The organism is Lacinutrix sp. MedPE-SW, assembly GCF_001874145.1.
GTDB lineage: Bacteria > Bacteroidota > Bacteroidia > Flavobacteriales > Flavobacteriaceae > Lacinutrix.
This window is the reverse complement of sequence record NZ_MPCX01000006.1, coordinates 135,733-148,442: the sequence shown is the minus strand read 5'-3', so window position 1 is coordinate 148,442 and position 12,710 is coordinate 135,733. Positions and strand designations below refer to the sequence as shown.

The 12,710-nt window shown below is 29.3% G+C and carries 12 protein-coding genes; 10 read left to right on the top strand and 2 right to left on the bottom strand.

Annotation, left to right across the window (positions count from 1 at the left end; all coding sequences use genetic code 11):
• The first annotated feature begins 4 nt into the window (after positions 1-4).
• Entirely contained in the window at positions 5-2,428 is a 2,424-nt protein-coding gene (locus BM549_RS07755) for a carboxypeptidase-like regulatory domain-containing protein (RefSeq protein WP_290469754.1), read from the top strand.
• Here the strand turns inward: BM549_RS07755 and BM549_RS07750 are convergent.
• Positions 2,425-3,264 (bottom strand): tyrosine-type recombinase/integrase, encoded by an 840-nt coding sequence (locus BM549_RS07750; protein WP_290469753.1) that lies wholly within the window; start codon positions 3,262-3,264, stop codon positions 2,425-2,427. The genes BM549_RS07755 and BM549_RS07750 overlap by 4 nt on opposite strands.
• 145 nt (positions 3,265-3,409) lie before the next feature.
• On the opposite strand from BM549_RS07750, the gene BM549_RS07745 reads away from it, so the two are divergent.
• The 7 genes from BM549_RS07745 to BM549_RS07715 all read left to right on the top strand — a co-directional run bounded on the left by BM549_RS07745 (position 3,410) and on the right by BM549_RS07715 (position 10,911).
• Positions 3,410-4,834: a DUF6602 domain-containing protein gene (locus tag BM549_RS07745; protein WP_290469752.1), complete on the top strand. Its 1,425-nt coding sequence runs from the start codon at positions 3,410-3,412 to the stop codon at positions 4,832-4,834.
• Positions 4,835-5,065: 231 nt separating this feature from the next.
• Positions 5,066-5,533 (top strand): hypothetical protein, encoded by a 468-nt coding sequence (locus tag BM549_RS07740; protein ID WP_290469751.1) that lies wholly within the window; start codon positions 5,066-5,068, stop codon positions 5,531-5,533.
• A gap of 168 nt (positions 5,534-5,701) precedes the next feature.
• A complete protein-coding gene (locus BM549_RS07735; RefSeq protein ID WP_290469750.1) occupies positions 5,702-6,115 on the top strand; it encodes a hypothetical protein in 414 nt (137 codons plus the stop codon).
• Positions 6,116-6,290: 175 nt separating this feature from the next.
• Positions 6,291-6,794: a hypothetical protein gene (locus BM549_RS07730; RefSeq protein WP_290469749.1), complete on the top strand. Its 504-nt coding sequence runs from the start codon at positions 6,291-6,293 to the stop codon at positions 6,792-6,794.
• Between the two features lie 449 nt (positions 6,795-7,243).
• On the top strand, positions 7,244-7,798 hold the full coding sequence (locus BM549_RS07725) for a porin family protein (RefSeq protein WP_290469748.1): 555 nt from the start codon (positions 7,244-7,246) through the stop codon (positions 7,796-7,798).
• Between the two features lie 116 nt (positions 7,799-7,914).
• Positions 7,915-8,961 carry an ACR3 family arsenite efflux transporter gene (gene arsB, locus BM549_RS07720; RefSeq protein WP_290469747.1) on the top strand — a complete coding sequence of 349 codons (1,047 nt, stop codon included), beginning with the start codon at positions 7,915-7,917 and terminating at the stop codon, positions 8,959-8,961.
• Positions 8,962-9,063: 102 nt separating this feature from the next.
• Positions 9,064-10,911, top strand: a complete 1,848-nt coding sequence (locus BM549_RS07715) for a PLP-dependent transferase (protein ID WP_290469746.1) — start codon at positions 9,064-9,066, stop codon at positions 10,909-10,911.
• 67 nt (positions 10,912-10,978) lie between these two features.
• On the opposite strand, the gene BM549_RS07710 is transcribed toward BM549_RS07715, so the two are convergent.
• A complete protein-coding gene (locus BM549_RS07710; protein ID WP_290469745.1) occupies positions 10,979-11,290 on the bottom strand; it encodes a helix-turn-helix domain-containing protein in 312 nt (103 codons plus the stop codon).
• A gap of 120 nt (positions 11,291-11,410) precedes the next feature.
• Between BM549_RS07710 and BM549_RS07705 the strand changes: the two genes are divergently transcribed.
• Together BM549_RS07705 and BM549_RS07700 are read left to right on the top strand one after the other, a co-directional pair.
• Positions 11,411-11,923: a VOC family protein gene (locus tag BM549_RS07705; RefSeq protein ID WP_013871350.1), complete on the top strand. Its 513-nt coding sequence runs from the start codon at positions 11,411-11,413 to the stop codon at positions 11,921-11,923.
• 107 nt (positions 11,924-12,030) lie between these two features.
• Positions 12,031-12,666: a transglutaminase family protein gene (locus BM549_RS07700; RefSeq protein ID WP_290469744.1), complete on the top strand. Its 636-nt coding sequence runs from the start codon at positions 12,031-12,033 to the stop codon at positions 12,664-12,666.
• The last annotated feature ends 44 nt before the right edge of the window (positions 12,667-12,710 follow it).

Genomic DNA, 12,710 nt, shown 5'->3' with positions numbered 1-12,710 from the left:
AGCCTTGCTTCTGCCCTTTTTTGCTCTGGCACAATCTGCAACAGTTACCGGCGTTATTTTAAACGAAAACAATACACCTATAGAAGGTGTAAATATTAAAGCTAATGCAAGTGGAACTACCACAAATCGTGATGGTTTTTACGAACTAAAAATAGAAAACAATACAGAGGTTTCTATAAACTACTCTCACGTATCCCATAAAAAAGTATCCATTAAAGTAAATTTAAAAAACGGAGAAGTTTTTGAGTTTAATCCAGTAATGAAAACTGATGTTGAGCAAATTTCTACAGTAGTTATTAGCGGAAAAAAACGTAAAGATGTAGAAGGCGTTACAACAATAGCTCCAGCTGTTATTAGAAAAATTCCTGGTGCACAAGCTGGTGTAGAAAATATTTTAAAAACCTTACCTGGAGTAAGTGGTAATAATGAGTTAAGCACACAGTATAATGTACGTGGTGGTAATTTTGATGAAAACCTTGTATATGTCAATGGTATTGAAATTTACAGACCATTTTTAGTTAGGTCTGGACAACAAGAAGGTTTAAGTTTTGTAAACAGCGACATGGTACAAAATGTAGATTTTTCGGCAGGTGGATTTCAAGCCAAATATGGAGACAAACTATCTTCAGTTTTAGATATTACATATAAAAAACCCGTAGATTTTGGTGTCGCTTTAGATTTAAGCTTATTAGGCGGAAGCCTTACTTTAGAAACAGCAAGTAAAGACTCAAAATTCACATCCATTACAGGTGTACGTTATAGAGATAACAGTTTACTAGTAGATGCAAAAGAAACAGAAACTAACTACGACCCTACTTTTATAGATGCACAAACTTATTTAACCTATAAGTTTACAGATAAGTTAGAGTTAAGTTTTTTAGGTAATGCCTCGTTAAATAAATACCGTTACGAGCCACAAACAAGACAAACAAATTTTGGAACATTAGAAAACCCATTAGCTTTATTAGTGGTTTATCAAGGCCAAGAGCGTGACAGTTACCAAACACTTTTTGGAGCATTACAAGCACGTTATAATTTAAATGATAATATTAATTTAAATTTAGTAGCTTCTACATATCACACTACAGAAGAAGAACATTTTGATATTTTAGCACAATACCGTTTAGGAGAAGTAAACAGTAATATAGGAGATGAAGATTTAGGTGAAGTAGAATTTTCTGAAGGTATAGGCAGTCAATTAAGTCATGGTAGAAATGATTTAGATGCTTTAATAACAACAATAGAGCATAAAGGAACTGCAACAGTAGAAGACAACGAGATAAAATGGTCTGTTAAATATACAAATGAAGATATTCGCGACCGTTTAATAGAATGGGAAGTTATAGATTCGGCAGGATTCTCTATAAATCCTCCAGGCGCAGGATTTAATGATGAGCCATATGCACCAGACGAGTTTCCATTAACTGCATTTACAAATGTACAGTCGCGAAACAACACACAAATTAATAGGATACAAGCCTATTTACAATGGAGTAAACGCAGTACAATTGGCGATGCAGATGTTTGGTATAATGCAGGAGTTCGTGCCCATAACTGGCAAGTAAAAAACAATGGAGTTAGTGGTGATTTTCAAACAGTAATAAGCCCAAGAGCACAATTTGCAATAAAACCAAATTGGGAAAAAGATATGCTTTTTAGAGTAAGTGGTGGTTTATACTTTCAGCCTCCATTTTACAGAGAATTACGAGACGCAAATGGCGACGTACAATTAAACGTAAAAGCACAAAAATCTATACACTTAGTATTAGGAAATGATTATAGTTTTAAAATGTGGGATCGCCCATTTAAATTAACTACTGAGGCGTATTACAAAAAACTATCAGACGTCAACCCATATACTGTTGAAAATGTAAGAATACGCTATGCAGCGAATAATAATGCTAAAGCTTATGCCTATGGTTTAGATATGCGTTTAAACGGAGCGTTTGTTCCAGGAACCGAGAGCTGGTTTAGTTTTGGATATTTAAAAACCGAAGAAAATATTAACGACCGCGGTTATATTGCTAGACCAACAGATCAACGTTTAAAATTTGCTGCTTTATTTCAAGATTATGTACCAAATTTACCAAACTTTAAAATGTATTTAAACCTTGTTTATAATACAGGATTGCCAGGTGGTTCTCCAAGTTATGCAGATCCTTACGATTACCAAAACAGATTACCAGATTATAGACGTGCAGATATTGGTTTTCAGTTTGTTTTAGTAGATGAAAATAAACAATTTAGTAGCGGCTGGAAAAAACCTTTTAAATCGTTAAGTTTAGGTTTCGAAATTTTTAATGTATTTAATAACCAAAATTCAATTACCAATACATGGGTGCGTGATGTTTATAGTAAACGTCAATATGCAATACCAAATTATTTAACACCCAGAGTATTTAATGTTCGATTAACATCTAGATTTTAAAGAAAATCTATTGGACTTGGTATGTTTTCTAAAGTTTTTTGTGTCACATGTGTATAAATAAGTGTGGTTTTAATAGAACTGTGACCAAGTAACTCTTTTATAATTCTAACATCTGTACCTCTATCCATTAAATGTGTGGCATACGCATGGCGCAAACTATGTAATGTAATATGTTTATTTATTCCAGCTTTAAATACGGCCATTTTAAACACTTTGCGTAAGCTTTCTGGAGCATATTTATCACCATTTCTACCACAAAACAAATAGTTTTTAGGTCTATATTGTAAGTAATACTCTCTAAATAAAAATCTTAGAGAATTAGGCAATGGTAAAACGCGATCCTTTCTACCTTTACCAGAGCGAATAAAAATTTGATTTCTATCACTATTTATATCTTCAATTTTAATATTAATTAATTCGCCGCTTCTTAAACCCAACGCATAAATGGCTGTAAGCATAGTTTTATGTTTAATATTATTATGACTTTCTAAAATAGTCTTAACCTCTTTAGTAGAAATAATATTTGGTAAGGGACTTGGACGCCTTGTGGGATAAACCGGTGAAAAATCTATATCTCTACCGTACATTTCTTTATAAAAAAGTTTTAATGCTGCACATAATTGTTTGTGAGTAGTATAAGCGAGGTTTTTATCTTGAACAACTTGTATAATAATAGCAAGTAATTGTTTGTTTTCAAGGCTTTCTAAATCTATTTGAAAACCAACATATTTATGAAACGATTTTATTAAACCCAAATAAGTGTTTATACTATTTTCACTATATCTTTTAATTTTTAAAAGCTTCTGAAAGTCTAAAAAAGTTGCGATATCTGCCATAAAATCAAATATATACAAACTTTAACAAAAGTTGGTATATTCCTACAAATTAGTTTGCTAACCGGTACAAAATGATTATGTTTGGTATATATAATAGTTGTACGTAATTTAGAGCAAATCATATATAAAAATTGAAATTTCAAAAATGGAAGTCAAAAAGTTTTTAAATTACGCATTTAACAATAGACATTTATTCGTTAATCTAAATGACGATTACATAGAAACAGCATTTGGTCAAGTAATAAAAATTTACAAAGATGACGTCGAAATTTTATGGATTTCAAATGAAAATTCAACAAATGAAAATGGACTTAAAAAATATAAGATTGAAGATTTCGAGATAGAAGTTAAGCCATTTCTATTATTCAACACATATAAGACTTACCAAAAAAAAGAACATTTAGAAATCCAAAAAAAATTAAATAATTGGCATTTAGTTATAAATCATATTTATGAATCAGACAAACGCCGATTAAAAATTAAAGACTGTATTAAAGTCATTCAAAAAAAATTAAACGTTACAAAAGATATTGCAGAAGCTTTTATCAAAATAAATATAGTTGGGTCTGATAAATTCAAATTTGAAAAATTAAAATCAGGAGAGTATATTACACTATCTAAAGAACTTGAAGAATTCGAAAACAAAAAACGATATTTATCATCAATTTCAGATGAAATTAGAAGCCAAAGTAATCGTATTGATTATGTAATTGGTCACGGTCAAACAGTAGGTAATTACAGAGAAAAATTGTTTACTTCTGTTTTATCAAAATATATTCCTAAAAAATTCCACATAGCTACTGGTTTCATAGAAGGAATCAGTAAGCAAATTGATATAATTATTTATGACCAACATAACTATATACCAACTTTCAGAGATGATGATTTAGTAGTTGTGAAAAAAGAATCAGTTATTGCTGTTATTGAAATAAAATCTACACTCAATGCTAAAACACTAAAAGAATCACTTGAAGGTATTGAAATGATTACAGAAAAAGGTATGAGCTCAACACCTTTCTTTAAAGGTATTTTTGCATTTAAAAGTACCTTGTCAAAAAAACTCATATCAAAACATATTTCCACCTTTTATGGGAATAATCCAATTGAAGCCATTTATGAACATTTAGATGTTATTTGCATACCAAAATTCAGCACACAATTTATTGATTATAATAATTTAGGAAATGAAAAAAACTCTTGTCCTACATTATATGAAATAGAAGATTTAAAAGAATTATTTATAGGTGAATCTTTTTTCTTTCATAAACTATTTTCATTCCTTGATGTTGATGTAACCGCAAAAAAAATAAATGGAAAATACTTTAATGAATTAAATTCAATGTCAAAAATTAATCCAATTAAAGTTTTGACTGAAGAAGACTGGATGCCTTTCTATACATTTCCAAGTGAACTAAATTCAATAAAACATTTAGATTTAGATACGCAATATGATGAAATTGTAGACATTAATATAAAAAATGCGAAAAAGCACGTAATTAGCATTAGAAAATGGATTGCAGGAGCCAAATCACGGGAAGAATTAATTAAAGAATATAATTTCGATTATTAAAAAACTACGTACAACAACGTATAAAATTAATGGCTAGTACTCGCCTACTTACGAAAATCCTCGCGGATTTTCTATTCGGTCTGTATTTGCTAAATTAGTTGCTCAAACACGCAACGAAATCATACACAAACACGTTGTGGTTAATTAAAAAAAAAGAACATTCTGAAAACATTAAAATTAATATTGCTAATTATTTCACTGACTCTGACGAGTTGCTTTTCAACAAAGAAATTGATTGCCGAAAGTGAAAATAAATCAACTGAGTTTTCGGCTGAAAATATAAATGGAGTTTACCGCAACAAAATTGGAGATAATGGTAAAACTGGGCTTTGGAATATTCTTGCTGATAATAAAACTTTTAAAGGAGACACAACAGCAGCCACTAAAAACTCATTTGTAAAAGTTGAACTGATAAGTAATACGGAATTAAAAGCAAGTTTAATCGAAAATGATTCGATTACAAAAAGCATGTTATTTGATGGGGAAATTGTAGATAATTATTTCTCAATTAAGAAAAAAATGATTTTAGTTCCCATTCCTGCTCTATTTTTTCATCGTGAAAGGAAAACAATTTTGGGAAATAATAAAAACGGAAATCTGAACTTAACTCGTGGATATAAAAATGGAGCTTGGTTTATTTTTATGGCAGGAGATTATGGAGGAATTAGCAATTATGAATTTGAACGAATAAAAAACTAACCACAACAATGGCTATAAGTAATTGCTTGTTCTCGTCTACTTCTTAAAATCCTTGCGGATTTTCTAGTTATGATTTATTTGCTAACTTTAATACTTAAACACGCAACTAATCTTACACAAACACGTTGGCAGTAATTTGAACAAAATCAAACCTGAAAAATATATTTTATGGAAAAACATTTTGAACTTTCTGATTCTGTCTTTGAAAAAGAGTTTATTAATTGCAAATTAAACCCATCTCACTTTACTCACGAAGCTCACTTGAGATTGGCGTGGATTAACATCAAAAAATACGGAATCAAACAAGCTGAAAAAAATATTCAAATCGGATTGAAAAACTTTGTGGAATTTGTGGGAGCGAAAGACAAATACAATGTGACTTTAACTTTGGCAGCAATAAAAGCAGTTTATCATTTTATGCGCAAATCAAAATCTGATAATTTTAAGAATTTTATAGCGGAATTCCCACGACTGAAAAATAATTTTAAGGATTTAATGTCTTATCATTATGGATTTGACATTTACAATTCTGATAAAGCCAAAACGAAATTTTTAGAACCTGATTTGGTTCCATTTGATTAATAAATTCGAATAAAAACTACTGGCAACAACATATATGAAAAATAGCGATTTAATCGCTTAAACAAAAGAAAATGAATAATTTAAAGGTCAGTTATAATCTAAAAAATTAGTGTTTAAAATCCGCTACTTTTCATATACAAGACCGTTATAAACAAGGTTTGAAACACAAAAACTTATGATATATTTAATTTGGACAGTACTTAATGGAATTGTTTTTTTCTATTTCTTGTATTTAATATTTGGTTTTATTGCAATTGGAAAACGAATATTTCGACCACAATTTAAAATAGTTTCTATTACAATTATGTTTATTGGAATTATTCAAATTATTTCTGCCTCTAATAAAGAAGAGAAAAACAATATGATTGTAATAAATGAAAAGACTAACGGGAATTATAATTCCATGTCGAAAACAATAACACTTGAAGATAATCTAACAATGGACATTGTTTTACTAATAAAATACACAGCTGATGGAGATTCATTTATGCCAACTGCAAGTCATAGCGTTTTAACTGGATTTGCTGGCAGTTATGTTTGGGAATTTAATTCAATTCAAACCGGTAATCTGAATCCAAACAAGCAAGCGGAATATACGGTGAACGGAATTTTAAAATGGAATCTTTTCGGAATTAATGTATACAGCGAATCGAAAAGTTTTAGTGGAATAATAAAATAAGAAAAACCTGTTTACAACAAAGAACTGAGTTAAAAAAAAAGCAATTTTAAGCTAATTTTGAAACAAATTTTTCATCATAAGACAACCCACTTTTTGTAATAGCAAAGTCTTGTTTAAGCAATATTAAAAGACATTACCAACTATTATCTTTTTATTATTTTTTAAAGTCGCTAATCATTAAAATTCTATCGTATTTCCTATTTATATTTGCTAAATTAGTTGCTTAAATACTAAATAAAATTATAAGCGAAACATTTGTCAAATATTAAAAACAAAAAATATGACAGACAAGAAAAGATGGACCTTTGTTATTATAATAACCATAATATCGGTATTAATTGGAGCGCTTTCACTGTTATTTACAAATCTCAATCTATAACAGAGTTAAAGTTTTTATTAATTTAGTTATATGTTAACTGTCTTTATTTAAAATTTAAAACAATTTAAAAATGAAAAAACTAATCGTTTTAATTATTACTTTCTCTAGCATTATAAACATTATGCAAGCACAAGATCCAAATTTTGGAATAAAAGGAGGTCTAAATATTTCTAATATAACTGGTGGAGATGTCGATAGAAACAACTTATTTAATTTTCATATTGGTGGCTTTGCGGAATTTACACTAAATGAAAAACTTTCAATTCAACCAGAACTATTGTACACAAAACAAGGTAGTGAAGTAGAAAATACATTAAAAGTTAAAATAGATTATTTGGCTATTCCTGTTTTAGCAAAATATTATTTGTTTGATAAATTTAGCGTTGAAGCAGGACCACAATTTTCGTTTTTAGTTAATGATAAAATAGAATTTAGCGACAACACTACTCCAGATGCAGAAACCGATGCCTCTAGTTTTGATTTTGGTTTAAATTTTGGGTTTGAATACGATGTGACTACACATATGTTTGTACAGACACGTTACAATTATGGCATTACAACCATATCTGAAAATCCAGACGTAAAAAACAGCGTTTTTCAAATTGCTTTAGGCTATAAATTTTAAACAAATTTATAGTAGCTAAAATACTTAAAAGCTATTTGGTATAAATTTGTTTTAAAACCATATTAATCGTAATATTGCAATGTAATAATTAAACAATAATTTTAAATTAGTTTACAATGAGTAAGAAAAAATTAAGTTTTCTAGATAAAAATCTAACACTGTGGATTTTTGTTGCTATGGCAATTGGTGTTTCAATAGGTTATTTTGCTCCTAATTTTCCAAACTTTATAAACTCATTTAATAGTGGCACAACCAATATACCTATTGCTATTGGTTTAATTTTAATGATGTATCCACCACTTGCAAAAGTTAATTATGCATTGCTACCAAAAGTATTTAAAAACACCAAAATACTTTCAATCTCTTTAATTTTAAATTGGATAATTGGTCCTGTTTTAATGTTTATACTAGCCATTATATTTTTAAGTGATTATCCAGAATATATGGTTGGTCTTATATTAATAGGTTTAGCAAGATGTATTGCTATGGTTCTAGTTTGGAATGATTTAGCCGAAGGCAGTAGCGAATATGGTGCAGGTTTAGTAGCATTAAATAGTATTTTTCAAGTATTTGCTTATAGTTTTTACGCTTGGTTATTTATTACAGTACTTCCACCCTATTTTGGTTTTGAAGGTGCTATTGTAGATATTTCTATTGGTACAATTGCAGAAAGCGTAGCTATTTATCTAGGTATACCGTTTGCAATGGGTATTTTAAGTCGTTTAATTTTAGTAAAAATAAAAGGAGAAACGTGGTATACAAAAAAGTTTATTCCTACTATTTCTCCAATAACTTTAATCGCATTACTATTTACAATTGTAATAATGTTTTCTTTAAAAGGAGAATTAATTGTAGAAATACCAATGGATGTTGTAATTATTGCCATACCATTACTTATATACTTTACATTAATGTTTATAATTGGTTTCTTTTTTACAAAAGCTACTGGTGCAGATTACGATAAAACTACAGCTGTAGCATTTACTGCTGCAGGTAATAATTTTGAGTTAGCAATCGCTGTAGCTATTGCTGTATTTGGTTTAAATTCTGGCCAAGCTTTTACAGGTGTTATTGGACCATTAGTAGAAGTGCCTGCTTTAATTTTATTAGTAAAAGTTTCTTTTTGGTTTAGAAAAAAATACTTTACTAAAGCTAAGGTATAAAACAATCTTAAATCTTAGTTAATAGATAGCTAAACCTAGTGTATTTGCATTTAAAATCTCTCAAATTAACGTAAATTGCGTTCTTATTTCGAAAAATTAATTATGCAAGAGACTAAAGTAATAAACTATATAAAAAATGTTATTGATAATATGCCAATTGGCTGGTTAAATATAACAACTCACCGTTTAGATATTTATAATGAAGAATTAGCAAAAGTTCAGTTTTTAGAGCAGTTTGAAAATTTATTTGAAAATGATAATGCGACGCCAGCTGCTTTAGAAAATTTACCAACGGCTTACGACTATATTAGATTAGGTCACCCACTATCTTGTGTTTTAGAATGGGCTATTGCAAAGCTTAATACTATAGACGCACAAAATGTAATTAGTTTTGGGTCTAAAACCACACCAGTTTTAGCTGTTTTAAGACAAAATTTATTAGAAAATAAAAACACTCAAATAAATTATACAGGAGCATTACCAAGTAACTTTAATCCTGAAATTATAAAACAAGTTTACGGTTATAATTTTGATTTAAAACAAGTTGACACTCCAGAAGCTATTGAAACTTTTAATGGTTCTACAATTTATATAAGCTCACAAAACACTATTAATACTATAGCTTCTAAAAATACTAACATAGATTTTTTAGTTAATTTACATAGTGATTTAGGAAGTGTTATTATAATAAATGGAGAAAAAAACAATAATTATATTTCTCATATTCAACACGTAAGACGAAGAGAAACTATTGCAATGACGCCTGCTAATGCCTTAGTTGCCTTACAAGCATTGGCTGCTATGAAGCCTTTTAAATTTAAGACAAATACTATTGTAGAAGATAAAGCTTCAGTTTTAGCATCAATTAAAAAAATTACAAACTCAAGCTCAAAAGCTATTGTAGCATCAAGTGGTTTATCTATGCAATACGCAATCATGATGGGATTAATACATGATGCTCAAATAAACCATAAAGGAAAAGCAATAAAAATTGTAGTACCGCCAAACTGTTATGGTGGTACCAACGACCAAGCTAGACGAGTTGCTGCATGTTTAGATAATGTAGATATTGTAGATTTACCGGTTGATGGAGATAACGATATGGTCACTAGTATAGATAGTGTTTTAAACACCATTGCTAGCCAAGATGCAGTACCATATATTATTGCAGAAATACCTACAAATCCAAGAGTTGAAGTGCCAGATCTTATTAAATTAAAAGAAGCGCTAAGCAAACCTCGTAAAACACCAAACGGTACAGTTGCCATTGATCCTGTTTTTATTTTAGACCAAACATTTTGTCCAAATGTTCAGTTTTTAGGCGAAAATGATATTTTATCTACAGTACGAACCATTTCTTATGTAAGTGGCTCTAAATTTCCTAGCGGAGGAAAATGTACTGCCGGATATTGTGTTGCTAATGAAAAAGCTAAAGACTTAATTAATAACATAGAAACACACTTAACAATTTGCGATAACGAAGCAACAGCATTACAGTATAACATATTAGCATTACAATTGCCATCTATGAATCAACGTATTGCAGATGCTTATACAAACACACGTGAGTTTGTAACGTTTATTAATGAAGCGTTACCAGAAGCTAAAATAAATTTTGTTTCAAGAGAATTAGCCTCACAAGGTTTTACACCATCGGTTTTTTCGTTAGATCTTCCAACAAAAGGAAATACTGAAGACGAAAAAGAAGCATATAAACGCGAATTAAACCTTAGATTAATTAATTTAATGATTACCGAAATTCCTAACGAAAGTAAATTTTGTGTGAGCTACGGACAATTAAAAGGATGTTACTGGACCATTCCTGCAACCTCAACACAAGGTACTACAAAAGAAGGTGATAAAGATTATATTGTAAGAGCATCACTATCTGCAAATTTAGATTTAGAGCAGCATAAAGCTGTATTTTTAAAATTTGTAGAAACGTTATAATACAGTTTAAATAAATATAATAAAGCGTTTTAGAATAGTAGTATTTTAAAACGCTTTTTTATTGTAATTACTGTTTAGCATCTTCAATTCCCCATGCATCTAAGCTTTTTAAAATATCCTCAAGAGATTGTCCTCTTTTGGTTAACATGTATTCTACTTTTGGAGGAACAACAGGATAGACTTTTCTAGAAATTAATTTATCTTTTTCTAATTCCCTTACCGTTTGCGTAAACATTTTATTAGAAATTCCTGGTATGTGCTTTTGTAAAACACCAGAACGTAAAGCACCATCTAACAAATGAAATAAAATTAACGGTTTCCATTTAGTACCTATTAAATTCATTGTGTAATTTAAAGGGCAAGCGTTTTCTTTATTCAAAATTAAAATATATTATATTAATAATCAGTATTTTACTCCTTTAAGTAACTATACTACTTTTTAGTAAGTTATTGCCTACTAGGCAAATATAGATTATTTTTGTCTTCTAAATAAAATGTTATGAAAACAAATAAAAATTATCCAAAATCATTTTCACATATTGGTTTAACAGTACCAGATATAAACGAAGCTGTCAAGTTTTATTCTGAAGTTATGGGTTGGTATATAATCATGGAACCTTCAACAATAAAAAAAGAAAGCGAAACAGCAATTGGCCAAATGTGTATTGATGTTTTTGGTGATGACTGGACAACGTTTGAAATTGCACACTTAGCAACTTCAGATGGCATTGGTGTAGAATTATTTTCTTTTCCGCAAGGCAAAAAAGAAGCTCCAGAATTCAACCCTTTTAATACTGGCCTATTTCATTTTTGTATTCAAGATCCAAACATTGAAGATTTAATTGAAAAAATAGTTTCTTATGGTGGTAAACAACGCATGCCTATTCGTGAATACTATCCAGAAGATAAACCATTTAAAATGTGTTATGTAGAAGATCCTTTTGGTATTGTATTTGAAATTTACACACACAGTTATGAGTTAACATACTCCTCTGGAGCTTATCAAAAATAGCCTAAAAGCACAATAATTATGAAGTAACATTTATGTTAATTAAAATGAATTAATAATAAGGTTGCTTCATATTTATTATCTTGTTTTTTTAATTTTAAAAGCCCTTTATGACGTATTTAGAATCTTCATATTTTCTTGATTTTGAATCTAAAATCATTCAAAATTTAATTTCAGAATTTAAAAATGAAAATTTAACACCTAACCAAAAAGCTATTGGTATTTACACCAAAGTTCGTGATGGTTATAAATACGACCCTTACCATATTAGTTTACAAGAAAACAATTATCGTTCTAGTGTCATTGCAAAAAAACAAACTGGTAATTGTGTAGATAAGTCTATACTTTTAATTTCTTGTTTGCGTGGTTTAAATATTCCTGCACGATTGCATCTTGGTAAAGTAAAAAACCATATCGCTGTAGATAGATTAATTGAAAAATTTGGTTCTAACGAGCTTACACCTCACGGTATGGTAGATGTATATTTAGATAATACTTGGTTAAAAATGTCTCCCGCATTTAATGCTAGTTTATGTGAGAAATTTAAAGTCGCTCCATTAGAATTTGATGGTAAAACCAGCTCTTATTTACAAGCATATAATAGCGATGGTAATTTGTTTATGGAATACACTCAAGATTATGGTTTTTTTGAAGATGTGCCTTTAGATTTTATGAAGCAAAATTTAAAAACACATTATCCGCATATTTTTGATACTAAAGATAATACTACAGAGTTTAAAATATAATTACTATAAATAAAAAAGTACAACCTAAACAGGTTGTACTTTTT

Coding starts and splice junctions, on each gene's coding strand:
- BM549_RS07750 (WP_290469753.1), bottom strand. CDS start 3,264: ATGGCAGATATCGCAACTTTTTTAGACTTTCAGAAGCTTTTAAAAATT.
- BM549_RS07745 (WP_290469752.1), top strand. CDS start 3,410: ATGGAAGTCAAAAAGTTTTTAAATTACGCATTTAACAATAGACATTTA.
- BM549_RS07735 (WP_290469750.1), top strand. CDS start 5,702: ATGGAAAAACATTTTGAACTTTCTGATTCTGTCTTTGAAAAAGAGTTT.
- BM549_RS07730 (WP_290469749.1), top strand. CDS start 6,291: ATGATATATTTAATTTGGACAGTACTTAATGGAATTGTTTTTTTCTAT.
- BM549_RS07725 (WP_290469748.1), top strand. CDS start 7,244: ATGAAAAAACTAATCGTTTTAATTATTACTTTCTCTAGCATTATAAAC.
- arsB (WP_290469747.1), top strand. CDS start 7,915: ATGAGTAAGAAAAAATTAAGTTTTCTAGATAAAAATCTAACACTGTGG.
- BM549_RS07715 (WP_290469746.1), top strand. CDS start 9,064: ATGCAAGAGACTAAAGTAATAAACTATATAAAAAATGTTATTGATAAT.
- BM549_RS07705 (WP_013871350.1), top strand. CDS start 11,411: ATGAAAACAAATAAAAATTATCCAAAATCATTTTCACATATTGGTTTA.
- BM549_RS07700 (WP_290469744.1), top strand. CDS start 12,031: ATGACGTATTTAGAATCTTCATATTTTCTTGATTTTGAATCTAAAATC.